The 18,012-nt window shown below is 41.8% G+C and carries 11 protein-coding genes; 4 read left to right on the top strand and 7 right to left on the bottom strand.

The genetic code is table 11. The features are described 5' to 3' along the window. Positions 1-36 precede the first annotated feature (36 nt). The 6 genes from J8L86_RS06740 to J8L86_RS06715 form a co-directional block, all read right to left on the bottom strand. A complete protein-coding gene (locus tag J8L86_RS06740) occupies positions 37-2,262 on the bottom strand; it encodes a TonB-dependent receptor (protein WP_247663248.1) in 2,226 nt (741 codons plus the stop codon). Further along, a complete protein-coding gene (locus tag J8L86_RS06735) occupies positions 2,262-3,500 on the bottom strand; it encodes an imelysin family protein (RefSeq protein ID WP_065109463.1) in 1,239 nt (412 codons plus the stop codon). The genes J8L86_RS06740 and J8L86_RS06735 overlap by 1 nt, the downstream gene beginning before the upstream one ends. An 87-nt stretch (positions 3,501-3,587) precedes the next feature. Next, the gene (locus tag J8L86_RS06730; protein ID WP_211029444.1) at positions 3,588-5,339 is read right to left on the bottom strand and encodes a DUF4856 domain-containing protein; all 1,752 of its coding nucleotides are present in this window, start codon (positions 5,337-5,339) and stop codon (positions 3,588-3,590) included. Positions 5,340-5,644: 305 nt separating this feature from the next. Continuing rightward, entirely contained in the window at positions 5,645-8,026 is a 2,382-nt protein-coding gene (gene mrcB, locus J8L86_RS06725; protein ID WP_211029442.1) for a penicillin-binding protein 1B, read from the bottom strand. 31 nt (positions 8,027-8,057) lie between these two features. Next, positions 8,058-10,646, bottom strand: coding sequence for an ATP-dependent helicase HrpB (hrpB, locus tag J8L86_RS06720; RefSeq protein WP_211029441.1), 2,589 nt, complete (start codon positions 10,644-10,646; stop codon positions 8,058-8,060). Positions 10,647-10,793: 147 nt separating this feature from the next. After that, positions 10,794-13,037, bottom strand: coding sequence for an EAL domain-containing protein (locus J8L86_RS06715; protein WP_211029439.1), 2,244 nt, complete (start codon positions 13,035-13,037; stop codon positions 10,794-10,796). A gap of 220 nt (positions 13,038-13,257) precedes the next feature. Here J8L86_RS06715 and thpR point away from each other — a divergent pair, with 220 nt between their 5' ends. Then, a complete protein-coding gene (thpR, locus tag J8L86_RS06710) occupies positions 13,258-13,809 on the top strand; it encodes an RNA 2',3'-cyclic phosphodiesterase (protein WP_065109459.1) in 552 nt (183 codons plus the stop codon). Positions 13,810-13,913: 104 nt separating this feature from the next. On the opposite strand, the gene pepB is transcribed toward thpR, so the two are convergent. Continuing rightward, positions 13,914-15,188, bottom strand: coding sequence for an aminopeptidase PepB (gene pepB / locus J8L86_RS06705; protein ID WP_080916766.1), 1,275 nt, complete (start codon positions 15,186-15,188; stop codon positions 13,914-13,916). A gap of 380 nt (positions 15,189-15,568) precedes the next feature. On the opposite strand from pepB, the gene sfsA reads away from it, so the two are divergent. The 3 genes from sfsA to gluQRS all read left to right on the top strand — a co-directional run bounded on the left by sfsA (position 15,569) and on the right by gluQRS (position 17,948). Then, positions 15,569-16,273, top strand: coding sequence for a DNA/RNA nuclease SfsA (gene sfsA / locus J8L86_RS06700; RefSeq protein WP_211029437.1), 705 nt, complete (start codon positions 15,569-15,571; stop codon positions 16,271-16,273). A gap of 118 nt (positions 16,274-16,391) precedes the next feature. After that, on the top strand, positions 16,392-16,835 hold the full coding sequence (gene dksA / locus J8L86_RS06695; protein WP_055024924.1) for an RNA polymerase-binding protein DksA: 444 nt from the start codon (positions 16,392-16,394) through the stop codon (positions 16,833-16,835). 240 nt (positions 16,836-17,075) lie between these two features. Then, positions 17,076-17,948 carry a tRNA glutamyl-Q(34) synthetase GluQRS gene (gluQRS, locus tag J8L86_RS06690; RefSeq protein WP_211029435.1) on the top strand — a complete coding sequence of 291 codons (873 nt, stop codon included), beginning with the start codon at positions 17,076-17,078 and terminating at the stop codon, positions 17,946-17,948. The last annotated feature ends 64 nt before the right edge of the window (positions 17,949-18,012 follow it).

The raw sequence follows: 18,012 nt of genomic DNA, 5'->3' as shown, positions 1-18,012 counted from the left end.
CATCATCACAGTGAGCAATGCGTTATCGCATCTTAATTAAAAACGATACTGGTAACCAATTTGAAATTGTTGTGGCTTGCTCGGTCTTGCGCCATAAGGTCTGCGACTGACAATTTCTTGTGTATCAAATACATTATCAGCTTTAACGTAGACTAAGCCATACTCATTAAAATTATAACTCGCTGACATATCTACCACAGTTAATGCTTCCGTTTTACTGCCTGATAGCACCACACCGTCACCCGATGCTTCAAGCATTTCACCAATGTAACGTACTATCATATTTACGTCCCATTGGTTACTTACTAAACCTAAGTTAACTGATATTTGGTTTTCAGGTAAATAAGGAAGCTCATCACCCGCTTCAATGTCGCCCCACATATCAAAACCCGATTCAAAACTCGTTTTAAACTCTGACTCTGTATAGGTGTATGACACTGATACAGGAAAATCTAAGTTATCAGTTAACGTAAAGTCATAACCCGAGGTTAGCTCAAGACCAATCACATCAACTTCGCCACCATTGAACTCAGTATCATCATCGCTGCCACAGCTTGAGAACTGACAACCTTCTTTAAGGTTACTAATGTCGTTGAAAAAGCCAATAAGCTCTAAGTTAAAGTTTCCATCATTATAGCGACCACCTAGCTCATAGTTGACGCTACTTTCCGTTTCAATAGAAGGGTCTTGCTTAGGGCTTGTTGGTAAGAAACCTTCATGCACTCCAAACAATAAACCGGCTTCATCAGATAAAGCGTAGAATAAACTTAAACTTGGCAGCCAGATGCTGGTTTCTTTTTTCAAATAATCTTGCTCGGCACCTGGTGCACGATTTTGATATTCAGCATCAATAAACTCTCCACGAACACCGGCAGTAATATCGAGTGCATTGATACTAATGGTGTCTTGTAGATATATCGAAATAGCATCTGTGCTTTCGCGATCGGTTGTAGACGCTTTAGTCGCCACACCATCTGAAACCAACTGCGCATTTTGCATAAAATAATCATCAGTGGTGTGATCGCGCTCAATTTGATCTTGATGGAAACGTGCACCAACTTCAAAATGATTGTTATAACCGAGTAAATCCATATTCCAATTTAAATCAGACTGGATACCTTGGGTAAAGTAGGTTCTATCATTGTTACCCAAGGTCATTTTCTCATATTCAGCGACACTGTCTTGTTGCCCTGTTAATATTTGATAAAAGCGTTGGTTCGTCTCATCTTTATCTGGGTCGGCTAAGATCTCTTGCAAGCTTCGATTAACTAGGCCACCTTTAAATCCATTGACCTTATACCATGCACGTTCAAAATCATTTCGATACACACGAGTGGTTAATTCAAAGTGATCATTCGTAACATAGTGGTTGAATTGAAATTGGGTGTGAGTCCAATCCATATTATCGAGTTGGCTAGCCACATAACGACGATTAGGGTTAGCCGCAAAATCGTCATCACTTAAGCCTAAGTAGGTTTCATCTGAGGTTTCATTTGCATAGGCAAGTTTTAATTCAAAGACTTGATTTACTGTTTCACCATCAAGGTCATAGCGCAGCTTTGCCATCAGGTCATTTTTTTCAAAGCCTGTCTCACCGCCACCATCAAGCTCTTTAAAACCATCAGCCTGCATGTGCACGCCTTCAATTAAAAAACCAAAATTATCAATGGTGTCACCATAGTAAGCATGCGCTTTTGCTAACCCATCACTCCCCACAGATACATCAACTAAGCCTTCAGAGCTTTGCGGTACAGCACGGGTTACCATGTTTAACGAACCCGCTACGGTATTAGGGCCATATTTAATGGCTGCGGGGCCTTTAAACACTTCAATAGAAGTCATCTTAGACGTCATTGGGAAGTAATATGCCGATGCAGCAGAGTACGGCGCAGGGCCAATAAGTACCCCATCTTCCATGATATTAATCTTTTTACTACGTTCAGGGGTTGCACCACGAAAACCAATGTTTGGTCGTAAACCATAACCGTCTTCTTCACGAATATTCACGCCAGGTACGCTGTATAACACGCGGTTAATATCATCAAACTTAAATTGTTCAAGTGCCAGCTCATCAATCAATGTCGCAGAGCCCGTCGTTTTATTTAAACTCTGATCACGACCGATGATTTGCATTTGCTCCATGTAGCTATCATTGCTTTTAGCTGTTTCATCATCTTCGGCAGCAATGGCACTGTAACTTAGCAAAGAAGATTGAATGGCTAACACTAACGCTAATTTTTTAGTCATCAATAAACGATTCATTAGTCATTGTCTCCTGCTGATGTTTGCGGTAATTCTAAAGCCAAGGTGTTAATAAAATCAGATTTCAACGTATCTGTAACTGCTTTGACATCTGCGTGAGTTTCAACGACTTGTTGTTCATTATCAGTTAACGTTGCCGCTAAGCTTTGCTCATAGGCTTGCGCATTGGCAATGGCCGCATCAATACTTTGGGTAATCAATGCTGCTGTTGTTGCATCATTTTCATCAACGAGGTAATCATCGAAGCCAATACCTTGATCGCCTTCATACAAGGCTTTTAAAGCAATTAAGTTACTGGCGATATTATCAATTGAGTGAGCAGCTAGAGGAGATTCAACATCTTCAGGACAAACACTGGTACCACAGGTATTAGCAAAATACCCTAGCGGAGTGGCAAGCTTGCCATCTTTAGTGACACTGTCGATATAAAACAATGCATCACTGAGTTTGTTAACCGCTTCATGTACGGTAGCAAAACTACTTCCAGCCTCTCCCGCTGATTTTAATGTTGCAGCATAACCATTTTCACCAGACCACTCGGTAACAAGTTGATTGGCATTGTTGTTAATATCTTTTGCAACTTCGGCGGCAAACTCACAACGAGCAAGACGACGTGACTCATCGGTACGATTATCCCATCCTTCTGGAGTCACACTACCTGTGCAGCTATGCTCAAGGCTTGGATTAAATAATAAATACTCTAATGCCACCATGCCTTTACGTGCTGGAGTACGTGTTGTGATGTCATATGGAGTACCGTTAATATCGTTGTTCTCAAACGAAACAACATCTAAATCAACCCCACAGCGACTCATTACAGGCCAAGAATAGATCTTGTTTCTTAATGCGCCATCATCATTTAATAATGGGCCAATTTGCATCATTTCAACACGCTGCCATTGATTCATGGTCGTGCGCCAGCTTTGTGCTGCTGTTTCTGTTGCTGAAGTGAGTGCAGCATTGTCAATGCTACCTTGTTGTAAACCAGCTTCTGCTTGACATAATGCGGCGATATCATTGGCTTGAGTTAAACTTTTAGCTGCAAACTGCTGGAAGGTCGGCGTAATAACACCATCGACAATATTGCTAATTAATGCGGCTTGGTCAAAATCTGAAGAGGTATCTCCGTTATTACCGTAATCAGCGCCAGCTTCACTGCTGGTACTCTCGTTACAACCCACTAAAAAAGTGGCACTCATTGCGAGAAATAACATGGATAATGAATGCGGTTGTTTCATAAAATTCCCTTACTCTAAAAACGACAAAAGCTCGGTGTTTTTCAACACCAAGCTTTTTACTAATGTGAGGTCATATCACAATAGGATTTACCAGTTAGCAACGTTATCTGCATCAAGCTCATAGCTAGCTTGTAAAATATCACGCGCTTCGGTTAAGTCTTCGATATATCCATCAACATCACCCGTTAATTCTGGCTGTGTTGCGAATAATTCATGAACAGTTTCGAAGTCTTCATCACTGATGACAGCGTATTCACTGAACTGTAAACCTAATGCAAAACCTTTCATTTCTGAGTAATGCTTCGCTAGATTTTCGTAGTTGAAATCAGCACTGTCACCGCCAGTTGCTAGTGGTGCCAAATCAGCAGACACATCATTGATGTAATGAATAACTGTCGCAACGATTGCATTTTCCCATGCTTTCACACCCGCCATTGCATAGGTTTCAAGCTCAGTCATTTGAGCCTCAGTTAAAGCACTGCCCACGTTATCATTGATGATTTTACGACCAGCAATAAATGCTTCCATTGCTTGCATGGTGTAATCCGTTGGCATTGCATTATCAGCAGTACCTAAATCACGCTTTGCTGCATTGACAGATTGGCCAAAGTTGTACTCTGAACGTAAATCAATTTTGCCGTCACCGTCGGTATCATGTGAGCCATTCCAGTCCGCACGACCTTCATCTTCTGTCACCTTACCGGCAATTTCTACATCGCTGTATTCAAGGTAGTTACGCGCTGCACCAAAATAGCCAAAACCTTCATCAAATTGATGCTCAAGGTTAGTGTAAGCAGCACCATCTTTAGCAGGGTTAATGTTGTCAGTCGTTAAGCCCTTACCTTCAGTATCAACACCAAAGTAATCATCTGCTGATTGAGAGTAAGTAATAGACATTAATAAGAATTTTTGAATTAATTGTGCTAAATCAACACCGTTTTCATCAATATATACTTTCGAGATGTCATTACCACGAACGTCTTGACGTACTTCACCGTTAATTTTAGCAACTGCATTATCAGCTAAACGATCAAATAACATATCGATAAGTGCTGAAGGTGTTGTAGAACCTTTCGCGCCCCAACCTGCAAATGCACCGTTATTCCAGTCTTCATGTTGACCAGTAGCATCATTACCAGCCACTTTATCAGTAAGGTTTTTGTATCCTGTTAGCTCAGAGATAAGCCCATCTTTTGAGTTATCAATAAAGGTAATCGCAATATCAGGGTACTGAGTATCTTCATCAGGGTTGTAGAAGTAATTCAACTTAGCCAGTACTTCATCTTTCGTTGTTAATTCGTTGCTGTCGATTTCAGCTTCTAATGTAGAAGAGATGTATTGATTTAATTCAGCAATTAAAATGTGACGAGCATTTTGGCCAGTATAGGTCACACTTGACTCGCCATCATTTAACTTACTGTCAAATACGTAGCGATCCATGATGTCATTAACCGTTACAGTCACGTCTTTGGTAAACGTTGCACCATCGCCATCCGTTGCTGTGATGGCTAAAGTAAATTCTGTTGATTCTGCAGCATCGGCATCTAACACAACACCGTCAGCTAATTTTAGTGTTGTGCCATCAATAACAAACTGGTCACTGGTCAATGAGAAAGTATGAGAATCACCAGCATCACTATCAGTTGCAGACAAAGCACCTACTGTCGCGCCAGCAGTGTTTTCATCAACAGTTGAATCAGAAAGAGAGATATCAGTTGGTGCAGAATTAGTGGGTTCTGTAGTACCAGAGCTATCAGAAGAGTCTGAACCACCACAAGCTGTAAGTAAGCCTAATGAAAGTGCGATAGTTGTCGCTAATACTGTTTTATTAAGTTGCATAAATTTCCCTTGATACAAAAACTGTAATTGTGAAACCAAAATGTTAATGACTTATCGATTGAATGATACATAAATGCAAATGATAATTCATCTTATTCGCAATATTTTTTTAACCATTGCTAATTTATGCTTGACTAAACTTTATCCATACGCACCAAAATTAAACTAAGCCTTTGAAAATAAACTATATAAATTCCACCCTATAAATTAAAACCAAACAAAAAGGGCTGCTCAAAGTGAGTAGCCCTTCTAGTAAAATCGATGTAGCACTATCTATATAGGCTATTTAATGTACTGAATTGTTATTAATTAATAATCTTTTGCCACCAAGAACGTTCATCACCGCAATTATCTACTGGGTTATAACTATCAACTCTCGCTGGTAGTGCTACCACATTATCGCAGTCAGCTTGCTTAGCGACACCTGTACTTCTATCAAAGTAACCTTGAGTAACGCCATTAACGGGCGTCATACGTAAGCCCAAAGGTGGACGCTGCTTTAAGAACGCTTGATAGACGGCCATGGCACCACTTGAGCCATATAATCCCGTTTTTGAATTATCATCCTGCCCCACCCAAATGGCAGCGACATTTCGCTCATCAAAGCCTGCAAACCAAGAATCTCGACTATCGTTACTGGTACCCGTTTTGCCCGCTAAATCCACATTAGGAAACGCTTGGCCTAATCGTTTTGCAGTACCATTTTTTACCACCTGATTCATCGCATATTGGACTAAAAAGTCAGTCGCGGGTTCTAGTCCTTGTGTTGCGCTATCACGGCTCACTTTTAACGGCTGATTATTCGTATCTAACACTGCAGTAATCGAACTTAATGGTCGATAACGACCGTTATTGGCAATGGTTTGATAAACTTGGGCAACCATATATGGAGAGCCATTAATAGCCCCTAATAGCATTGAAGGATAGCGAGGGATCGTCTCACTCCAGCCTGCACTGCTCATGGTTTTAGCTACGTTATCCACGCCAATTTCAATCCCGACGTTCACCGTCGGGACATTCATCGAGTTTTTAAAGGCTGTTAGTAATGGCACTTCGTCTCTGAACACTTTATCGACATTTTGTGGTGACCACGTCTTACCCTGACCGTTTTGTAAGGTAATCGGTTTATCTGCCACTGGAGATGCCAAGTTATATTTGTGACCTTGTTGTAATGCTGTGGCATACACAAAGGGTTTAACTAACGAGCCAATGGGCCTGCGGATTTCAACAGCACGATTAAAGCCATCAAAGCTAGGTACTCTGTCACCTACCATAGCGGCAATCCCATTCGTGTACTTATCTGTAACGACCATGCCCACTTGCACATTTTTCGCTCTTTCATCCAGCGTTTTCATGGTAGAAACTACGGCTTTTTCAGCTGCATCTTGTGCCATAGGATCTAACGTGGTGTAGACCTTCACACCTGACTGTTGTAATAAACTATCGCCATATCGACTGCGTAGTTCATTTTTAACCACGGCAAAAAAGGCTGGTAACTTTTGATGTACCGATTTATTAAAGTCACGCAAGCCTAGAGGTGATTCAACTGCGGCTTTGTATTGTTCAACATTTAACTTGTCGTCTTCCATCAGTAGACGAAGTACCAAGTCACGTCGATTTTGCGCACGCTCTGGTGAGCGCCATGGATTGTAATATGAAGGCCCTTTAATTGCTGCGATCAAAAATGCTTGCTGTGAAACAGTGAGCTCTGCAATCGGGCGACCAAAATAAAACTGCGAAGCTAATCCCATACCATGTACGCCACGAGATTTGTCCTGCCCCATATAAACTTCATTTAAATAAGCTTCGAGGATTTCATCTTTGCTGTAGCGAAAATCAATAATGATCGCCATTAACGCTTCACGGATCTTACGTACAATCGAGCGCTCACTGGTTAAGAAGAAGTTTTTCGCCAATTGCTGGGTTAGCGTTGAGCCACCTTGAACGGTGCGCCCCGCGGTAATATTAACGATAGCAGCACGAGCTATGGCAAATGGGTTAACGCCATGATGTTCATAAAAACTGCGATCTTCTACTAGGATCAGTGCATCTACAATGGCTTGCGGCATCTCTTCTGTTGGCACAAATAATCTATCTTCACCACCTGAAGCTAAAATTCTATCTAACAATACAGGCTCTAAATGAAATACGGCCATTTGGCGTTTGTCTGACATACGCTGCACCGATGACACACCTTGGCTATCGAATGAAATCATCACTCGCTGAGCAACTTGATCGCCTTCGGGATGTAAAAACGGTCGACGCCATAATTCTATTTTGCTGCTTGATGCAGAAAACTCACCGACTTGCCTTGGGTTAGCGACTTTACGATATCCCAGTAATTTAAGCTCTGACAATAATTGCGGATGGCTAATGGCAGCGCCTGGATAAATCGCCATTGAGCGACTAAATACTTGGGCTGGTAAATGCCATTTCTGACCTTCAAATTTTCGGGCAATGATTTGATCGAGATAAATACCGTAAGAGCTAACGATAACTAAACCGATTAAACCCAGTTTCCACGTAAATGACCAAAGCGTTTTCCATTTCGAGCGACTATTTTTTTTGGGATTAACTCGTTTGACGCCAGATTTCTTGGGCGATGATTTTTTAGCAGGTGCCTTTTTAGCTGGAGCCTTTTTAGACGAGTCTTTTTTTGCCGTAGGCTTTTTTATTCTGTCAGTCATAATTTGCGTAATTCTATTTCGTCCTTGGCTATTACTTTAAGCCTGGCGTTTTCTTTTTAGTAAATTTGGTTGCTGTCGTGTTGGCAGGGTCATCTGGCCATAAATGACGAGGGTATCGGCCTCGCATTTCTTTCTTTACTTCAACATAAGGCCCTTGCCAAAAACTGGCTAAATCTGCAGTCAACGCTATTGGACGCTGCGCAGGTGATAATAACTCCATGGTAACCACCAGCTTACCATGAAGCAGTAATGGACTTTGTGATAAACCTAATGCCTCTTGCAACCTTACCCGTAATAAAGCACGGCCACGAACCGAATGACTTGCTAGTACTTCATCTGGCGCTTGATCGATATCTTCGCAGCCTTTATCACTCGCTTCGTCAATTTGATAATGAATAGGCGCTGATGTTCCAGTCGCCATTTTCCAATGAGTCGGCAGTAATTCATTTAAGGTTTGCTGCTGAGACCAAGTTAATAAATTTTTAACTTGGCTCAATATATCCAGTTTTTGTAATTTAGCAATCGAATTAACATCGACTAAATACGGTGCTAGCCACTCAGGTAATGTCGCTAATAAATCAGCGCTTTCTAACGATGGCCAGTCATACTCTGGTGCATATAACTGCGCAAGTTTTACTCGGCATTGTAACTGATAAAACCCCTCTTCAAGGTTAAGAATACTTAACCCTTTAGATTGAATGTGGCTGATTAGCGCTTGGACAATTAAATCTGAATCAACGTTAGACTCAAGCGAGCGACTCACAATAAGTTCACCAATTTTCTGCTGCTTTTCAGCAAAAAACCGTCCTTTTGCTTCGTCCCATTCACAAACTTTATGTTCGGATATAAGCAAACCTAAGTCGTGTTTAAGGTGCTCGGGGTTTATCGCAGCAGCTAAATATACCCGCCCAGCATTGCGCCCTTGAGATTCTTGAAAGTCGGCCACAACAAGCCATTCATGGGTCGACATATTATCTTCAATATCAATCGTTACCCCAGTACCGTTACTAAGCCTAAATCCTTGCTTACCACGAGCTTGAGCAATTCTATCTGGGTATGCCAAAGCCAGTAATGTGCTGATATCACGACTTGCAGCATCACGAGCAAGTTGTTTAATGTCTGAGGAAACTGATAATGACGCTTGCCATTTGTTAACTTGTGCCGCCATCAAACCTTGCGTAGCTAGTGGTAGATACTGGCTAATATCGACGCCTTTTTTCGGTAGCCCGCGCGCTTCTAACACCGCAGCTAATAAACACGCCAGCGACACTAATTCCGGTTGCTTTTGCGTCTTAGCCAATACAGTCGATTGCAATAGCATATGTGCTAACCGAGGATGGCAGCCTAACTCATAAGCCGCTTTGCCATGTGGCGAAATTTTATGATTAGCATCCACAAGCTCAAGTTGCGTTAATAACTGCCACGCTTTTTGTTGATGAATTGCGGGCGGCGCAGTAAGCAGTGGTAAGTTTTCAATATTGCTTTCCCCCCAATAAGCACATTCTAATGCCATGGTGGTTAATTCACTGACACTGATTTCAGGCGCTTCAGCTTTAGATAATCGGCTTTGTTCTTCTTGCGCCCATAAACGCACACAACAACCTGGAGCAAGTCGTCCAGCACGACCTGCACGTTGGATAGCAGAAGCTTGGCTAATACGTTTAAGAGATAGTCGGCTCACGCCAGTACGAGGATTAAAGCTTGCTTCTCGCTTATAGCCACTATCGACAACAAGGGTTATTCCATCAATAGTTAAACTGGATTCAGCCACGTTGGTTGCCAGCACAATTTTACGTTTGCCTTTCGGCGCACCAGCAATTGCGTTATCTTGCTCAGCTGGCGTCAGATCACCGTAAAGAGGGCATAGAAGAAATACCTGTGTATCAACCTTTTGACTTAATAAACGCTGCAGTTTATTGATCTCCCCCTTACCGGGTAAAAAGGCGAGGATAGAGCCCATTTGATATTGCTGCGGCACATGTGATGAGTTGTTTTTTACAGATTCTGCAATCACATTGGCCATGTGTTCTAGCCATGGTTGTTGCCGAGTCACTGGTCGATAAACCTGTTCAACATCAAAGCTGCGCCCTTCACTAACCAATAGTGTCGCCTCAGGCATAAGCTGCTGAAGCGGCAAGCCAGCTAACGTCGCCGACATTGCGATAAGGGTTAAGTCATCCCTTAAGGAATCTTGTACTTCTAGAGTAAGTGCTAAACCAAGGTCAGTAGGTAAGTGGCGTTCATGAATTTCGTCGAATATGATCACATCAATTCCATTGAGCTCTGGATCTTGCTGGATCATACGAGTGAGTATACCTTCGGTGACTATTTCTAAGCGCGTATGACGACTAACCTTAGTGTCACCTCGAACACGATAACCAACGCTATCACCTACTTTCTCACCTAATGATTGAGCAATAAAATGTGCCACACTCCGAGCGGCGACTCGCCTTGGTTCAAGCATCAATATTTTGCCGTTAATACTTGGCCAACTGAGCATAGCCAAGGGCAATGCCGTTGACTTACCCGCTCCAGTAGGGGCTTCAAGAATAATTTGACGATGTGTTGATAGCGCTTGTTGCAGTGGCTCGAACAAGGTTTGAATAGGTAATTGGCTCAAAAAAATAACTTACACAAGAAAAAACTGAAGTCAGTTTACTCACAATCGCTTGTTGATGCTATCTCAACAAGGGTTGTGTTATGTCTGCGCCATATGACAAAGAAAGGGTTGATATGATAAGTTTTCGCAGCTTCGCTTGGCCTATATTCAGTCGTTCAGCCAAGGTTGTCTTAGCCCAGAATCTAGTTCCATTAATCGTGTCGGCTTACCAATCGCGTAACCTTGAGCATAATCTACACCTAATTCACGCAATAAAAGTCCGATGTTTTGATTTTCAACAAACTCGCCAATCACTTCAAAATCCATGTCTTTACCTAGCTGGCAAATAGCAGACACAATGGCTTTGTCACTGCGATCATCACATACATTCACAACAAATTGACCATCAATTTTGACGTAATCTACATCAAGGCACTTCAAATAAGCAAAGCTTGAGAAACCTGAACCAAAATCATCCAAGGCAAGTTTACAACCAAGCGGTTTTAACAAATCAATCAAGGCTGTGGCTTGTTCAAGTTGGCTAACTGCGGCAGTTTCAGTGATTTCAAAACATAACTTATCAACTAATTCAGGTTCAACCATTAAGCGCATTTCAAGCCAGCTCATGAATTTACTATCTGATAAAGACACTGCAGATAAATTCAGTGAAACCATCTTAAGGTCGTCCCAGATCTCCATATGCCTTGAGCCCCACTTCAACAAGTTGTCGATAACCCAACGATCGATACGAGATGCGAGGTTATAACGCTCAGCTGCAGGTAAAAATACTCCAGGAGAAACATAGCGGCCATCTTCTTGAACCATCCGCAGTAAAATTTCCATATGAATGCCAGTATCTTTAGAAGACAGCGGCTCTATCAATTGGAAAAATAACTCAAACTGGTTAAGCGCTAATGCCGAGATAATATCCACAGACGCTAGCATTTGATTATAAAGCTGGTGCATTTGCGGATCATTTTTACTGTAAAAGTGCCAGCGATTTCGGCCATCTTCTTTCGCAATCCGACAAGCGGCATCCGCTTGACTCATGACGCTATAAATATCTTCTGAGCGGGAGTTAAGCTCGGACATGCCCATACTCATACTGACGTTATGAGTGATCTCCCCCCATGTGAATTCATGCTCTGAGAGTTGCTGACAAATCCGGCTCGCCACTTGCTCTGCTGAGGCTTTATCGGCGTGATACATTAAAATACCAAACTCATCGCCGCCTAAACGGGCCACAATATCCCCAGTACGAAGCAGAAGACTCAAGCGCTTGGATACCTGACAAAGCAATTCATCACCCGCTTGATGTCCACTGACATCGTTAATGACTTGGAATTGGTCCAGATCTAAAAACGCAACACAAGCAGGTAACCTATCTTTCTCATTTATGGTTTCTTCGAGCATCGCCTCAAACTGCACCCGATTAGGTAAGCCTGTTAGCGGGTCATAATTTGATTGAAATGACAGTTCATCTGCTAAACGATATCGCTCAGAAATATCTTCAACCATCATGAGTAGTCGATGCTCAATATCAAGAGCACGACAAAAACTCATTTTATACCAGTGCTTAACACCTGAAACGATCAAGGGCAGTTCACACCAAGATTGGTGTAATGCGCCTTCTCTAACAATGTGTAAACAGTCCTCAAGCAATAAATGATCATCTGAATTAATCACAGAAAATAGACTTTTGCCTATGGTAAAAGGCAGGCTTTGACTGGCGACATGATTTTGATTACTGACATTATTGTCAGTACCAATCAGCGCACACGCTACAGGTAATTGTTGGAATAACTCAAGGTATTGTATTTCTTTGTTTTGCAGTAATTCTGATACTCGAGTGAGCTCTGCATGTGAGCAAAGCTTTAGCGCAAATTCATTAGTGAGATAAAACTGGCAATCATCTCCACCAGTAGCATGTACCGACCAATTAGCTTGGTGTTGATAAGGGATGAGACACAGCCGAGTATGACCGATTTGCGCCACATGATTAATCAATAGTCTTATCGGCTTCGCTAAAGAATGACAAAATTGATTTAGTCCATCCACTAATGGCGCTGAAAAATGTAAATCATCATGTTCAACTTGGTCACAATGAGGAAATAACCCACTATGGTTATTCAACAAGAGTTGTTCACACAAGTCAGGATAAGAAGCGAGTGATAAACCGAGTAACTCTGCTGTTTGCGCATCAGAGTCATACACTTTTAAAGCATTGGCTTGCACAACACAGTCACTGGTGATGTGTTCTGATATTTGAGACAGTACGATCACTACGCCGTCACAGTCTAGTTTCTGCGTTAATCGCTCAACTTCTGCTGTGACTTTCTCTGATGATAAAAAGCGACTTAATTCAGATGACTGTTCACTGACCCATACCGATTTAAATTCGCTATCAACCATTATGCGACTCATTAATATTTGGCAATGTAGCTCTCATTATTGCTAAGATTTATCCAACCTCATGTTCGATAAATTCAATGGATTTTGTGCTGCTTGCATTAATCTTAGATTAAAAACGACAACTTTTTACATTAAATTAATTGTATTTAGTAACTAAATTACCCCATTAGCGACCCGCAAGCGATACAATTTGATTCAAGATATTTATAAGGATGGACTAATGTCTAAAAGTGTTAACAAACGCACTTTTGTCGGTTTTTCGGTTGGTGATTCAATCGCCAATGAGTTAAAGGCACAGCAAACCTTCATAAAGCCGTTAGTCGCTCAGAAAGCTAAAACCGTAGCAAAAGAGAACTTTCATATCACTGCCGCTTTTTTAGGAAATACAAGCTTGGCTGATAGGGTTGCACTTGGGCGCTTAATTGAAGCAGAAACCTTTCATGCTTTTACCGTATCAATGCCCCATATTGCTCATTGGCCACAAGCTAAGCTAATTTGTGCAGAGGGGATGGCTGTTGATAAGCTATCTTACATAGCCAACCAATTACAGAATATGGCAAAAGAATTAGGCCTTATGCAAAGTCAACACGACTACCGACCCCATGTAAGCTTATTTAGACATTGCACCTTACCAAGTGAGCAAACAAGTTTTCCATTCTTATTAAAGGCACCGATTACCGTCACAGCAACACAACTGACGTTATTTGAATCCCTCAATTTGCCTGGTGGGGTTAAGTATCTACCTATTCAGCACTGGCCTCTTACGCCATAAGTTCAACTGCTGTTCCAGTGGTTCAGTTTTGATGAAAGCCCAATAAAAAAGCCGCAATATTGCGGCTTTTTTATCTTATTAGCGTCAATACGACACTATCGAATTTACTCTTCTAGCAAAGCGGCAATAGTAAGTACACCATGCCCTGTCGCGCCAGCGCTCCATAACGCTGAATCAGAAGATGAGTAAGCCGCGGCTAAATCCATGTGTAACCAATTCATTCCCGGCGTGACAAAGCGCCACAAGAAGCCTGCGGCATTAGATGCACCACCTGCTCCACCACCTTTCATAGCACGACTGTTAGCTGTGTCAGCAAAAGGAGAAGGACACATATCTTTGTGCCATTCATTTAACGGTAATGGCCAAACATTTTCAGAAACGTCAGCAGCTTTTTGTTGCACACGTTGTAAGGTTTCAGTTTGTGGCGAGAATATCGCATTATAATTATCACCCACTGCCATCACTGCAGCACCAGTTAGCGTAGCAGCATCAATGATCAATTCAGCCCCGGTGTCTGATGCAGCTTGCAAACCATCCGCTAAAACAAGACGACCTTCTGCATCAGTATTTACGACTTCTACAGTGACGCCATTTTTGTAAGTCAGAATATCGCCCAATTTATATGCATGGCCACTAATTAGGTTTTCCGCACAACATAAGAACAACTTGACGCGTTTATTTAAACCGGCTTTCATTGCCAAGCCCAGTGCCGCAGTAACAGTTGCAGCACCGCCCATGTCACACTTCATGTCTAACATGCCAACAGAAGGCTTAATACTGTAGCCACCAGAATCAAATGTGATGCCTTTTCCGACTAACGCTGTCGAAACAGGTGCATCATCACCAAGCGGATTAAAATCTAACACTAACATTGCAGGTGGACGCTCACTGCCACGCCCAACAGCGTGCAAACCAATCCACTGCTTTTCAAGTAGTTCTTGACCTTCAACAATTTCGTAGCTGACATTGTCACCACCAATCGCTTTTAACCAATTAGCAGCATGATTGGCGAGTACCACTGGTGACAGCTCTTCTGGTGTCTCATTGACTAACATACGTGCAAAGCTAGCCGCTTCGAAACGATGGGTTAATGTGGTTTGAGTCGCTTCATCGCCACACCAACGTACTTCAAACTCGCCTCTTGCCGTTGTAAAGCCTTGAGAGAAAGCCCACTGTGAGTCGATATTCCATAATTCACCTTCAAGCTGGACACTTGTAACACCTTGAGCGCGAATTTTTCGAGCCGCCATTTGTACCTGACGAAGTACATCCGAATCAGTTAAATGAATTAACGCTTGATTACCTTGATAAGTCACACTTGCTTTACCCCAAAGGCTTTGTGGCGCATCTTGTGTTAGGGCAACGGTCATTATTTGCATTATTTTGTCCTTATTATTCTGCTTGTGCTGTTCTTTTTAGTGCTGTTTAGTTTTTTAATCGTTGTTGTGCTGTTCTTACATTGTAACGTATGTTTCCAATGGGCTAAGTGTACTGTAAATCGGTAATGAAACGAGACTAAAACCAGCACAAAGATTAATATTAATTGTTAAAAAGAATGTACTGCTAAAAATAGCCACTCACAGTAAAATCAACCTAGCATTCGCTCTTACTTATGCGCCCTTGAATAGTAGTTGAAGTCATACAAGCCCATGATATAACCTCTGCCTAAATAAAGTGAAAGTGATGATGCCAGTATGCATTCACTCCAAATCACTCAGCACTCCCAATCAGCCCTTTATTGCCTGGAGCACACTTTCTTATGGACTTTACCCCACCTTTACAAAAAGGAACGTTACTCAAACGCTATAAACGCTTTTTAGCTGATGTAAAACTAGAAGATGGTAGTGAGATTACCATTCATTGCCCAAATACTGGCTCAATGAAAAACTGTTTATTCCCAGGTGAAACCGTTTGGTTTTCTACATCTGACAACCCTAAGCGTAAGTACCCACATACTTGGGAAATCAGCGCTACGCCAGAGCAGCACTTAATCGGTATTAACACAGGACGTGCTAATGCCTTAGCCGAAGAGGCAATTAAATCAGGTGTAATCACTGAGCTTTCGGGTTACGCCAACATTCAACGAGAAGTAAAATACGGTGACGAAAATAGCCGAATTGATATTTTACTGAGTGATGACACACAGGCGCTGTGCTATGTAGAAGTGAAAAGTTGTACATTATTAGAGCAAACAGTAGGGTATTTTCCTGATTCTGTCACAGCTAGGGGGCAAAAGCATTTGCGTGAGCTAATGCATATGGTTAGTCTAGGTCATAGAGCAGTGTTATTGTTTGTCGTACAGCATTCAGGCATTAATCTCGTTCAAGCGGCAGAGCATATCGATCCACAATATGCATTATTACTTAAACAAGCGGTCAATAGCGGCGTTGAAGTTTTAGCTTATCAAACTGAAATCTCAGCAACCTCAAGTATCATTACCCGTTCATGCAAAGTTATTGTTTAGTTCAAAAATGAAAAAAATACTAATCAAATAGTTTGCCACGCTATAGAGTTTCTGCTATAGATAGCGGCCATAAATTTTACGACGCACATAAATCGCTAATTATTACAGGAGATGCGTTATGCCTGAAGGCACCAAAAAACTCGGCGTACTCGCTATCGCAGGTGTAGAACCTTACCAGGAAAAAGCTGGTGAGGAGTATATGGGTGAAGAGCAACGTGGTCATTTTAAAATGATTTTAGAAGCTTGGCGTAACCAGTTACGTGAAGAAGTTGATCGCACGTTGAACCATATGCAAGACGAAGCTGCAAACTTCCCAGATCCAGTTGATCGCGCAGCCCAAGAAGAAGAGTTTAGTTTAGAATTACGTGCTCGTGACAGAGAACGTAAGCTGATTAAGAAAATTGAAAAAACACTGCAAAAAATTGAAGAAGATGATTTCGGCTTCTGTGATTCTTGTGGCGTTGAAATCGGTATTCGCCGTCTTGAAGCTCGTCCAACTGCTGATCAATGTATCGACTGTAAAACACTTGCAGAGATCAAAGAAAAGCAAATGGCTGGCTAATACAGCAACCACTGAGAACTGTATATTCAGCTTATCAGATCGTAGGGCGAGATTATTCTCGCCCTTTGTTTTGGTATTTTTTATCGACTTCCACGCCAAAATCAATTTTGTACTGAACGCCCTTCTAAACATATATAGCAATAATAATGGGCAACAATAAGAAAGGCTCAATACCCTTTCTGATAATGATTTTGCTAACTTAATGTGTTCAACATTTCGATTTCAATTAAGGGTTTTGTCGTGAACTCACCAGATTACATTGGCCGCTTTGCCCCTTCCCCTTCTGGCCCTTTACATTTTGGCTCACTTATCGCTGCACTGGGCAGTTTTTTAAGAGCAAAACATCAGCAGGGCCAATGGTTAGTCAGAATCGAAGACATTGATCCCCCAAGAGAAGTTGCCGGTGCGAGTGATGACATACTCAGAACACTTGAAGCTTATGGCTTACACTGGGATCAAACAGCGTTATTTCAACGTGATCGTAGCGAAGTTTATCAACGGCATATTAATGAATTGCTTAGCAATGACCAAGCATACTATTGCCAATGTACTCGTAAACAAATTGGGTTAATGGGTGGCACTTATGACAGTCGTTGTGGCTCACTATCACCTAGGTTAACCCAAGGTGCGATTCGTATTCGCAATCATGCAAAAGTGAGTCAATTTCACGATGTTGTGATGGGAGACGTTAGCGTAGGTGATGATTTTGCTGGTGAAGACTTCATTATTAAGCGAAGCGATGGCTTATTTGCCTATCAACTTGCTGTAGTCATCGATGATGCTTTTCAAGGGATCACTGAAATTGTTCGTGGTTCTGATTTGCTAGAAACCAGTTGCAGACAATTGAGTATGAATAATATTCTTGGTTTTACTTCACCAAGCTGGTTGCATTTACCCCTTGCTTGTACCAAGCCTGGCTTTAAATTATCAAAACAGAATTATGCGAATGCTATCGATGTAAAACACCCTCAGGCCAGTATTAACGCCGCCTTGAGTTTTTTAGGTCAAGCAGAGGTTGATACCGATAATGTCGATATCATGCTAAAACAAGCTATCGAACAATTTAAGATAGCCGATATTCCTCAAGTATCTGAGATTCTGATAGCGCAGTGATATACTCATTAGCTTACAATTGGTATATCATAGCCGCCAGATTTTTAACCATTTAATTCTAACC

The sequence above is a fragment of the Shewanella sp. MMG014 genome (genome assembly GCF_018100775.1).
In the GTDB taxonomy this organism is placed as follows: domain Bacteria; phylum Pseudomonadota; class Gammaproteobacteria; order Enterobacterales; family Shewanellaceae; genus Shewanella; species Shewanella japonica.
The sequence above is the reverse complement of the archived record's forward strand: the minus strand, read 5'-3'. Positions and strand labels throughout refer to the sequence as shown.

Coding starts and splice junctions, on each gene's coding strand:
- J8L86_RS06735 (WP_065109463.1), bottom strand. CDS start 3,500: ATGAAACAACCGCATTCATTATCCATGTTATTTCTCGCAATGAGTGCC.
- J8L86_RS06740 (WP_247663248.1), bottom strand. CDS start 2,262: ATGAATCGTTTATTGATGACTAAAAAATTAGCGTTAGTGTTAGCCATT.
- dksA (WP_055024924.1), top strand. CDS start 16,392: ATGCCTGAAGGCACCAAAAAACTCGGCGTACTCGCTATCGCAGGTGTA.
- mrcB (WP_211029442.1), bottom strand. CDS start 8,026: ATGACTGACAGAATAAAAAAGCCTACGGCAAAAAAAGACTCGTCTAAA.
- J8L86_RS06730 (WP_211029444.1), bottom strand. CDS start 5,339: ATGCAACTTAATAAAACAGTATTAGCGACAACTATCGCACTTTCATTA.
- sfsA (WP_211029437.1), top strand. CDS start 15,569: ATGGACTTTACCCCACCTTTACAAAAAGGAACGTTACTCAAACGCTAT.
- thpR (WP_065109459.1), top strand. CDS start 13,258: ATGTCTAAAAGTGTTAACAAACGCACTTTTGTCGGTTTTTCGGTTGGT.
- pepB (WP_080916766.1), bottom strand. CDS start 15,188: ATGCAAATAATGACCGTTGCCCTAACACAAGATGCGCCACAAAGCCTT.
- J8L86_RS06715 (WP_211029439.1), bottom strand. CDS start 13,037: ATGGTTGATAGCGAATTTAAATCGGTATGGGTCAGTGAACAGTCATCT.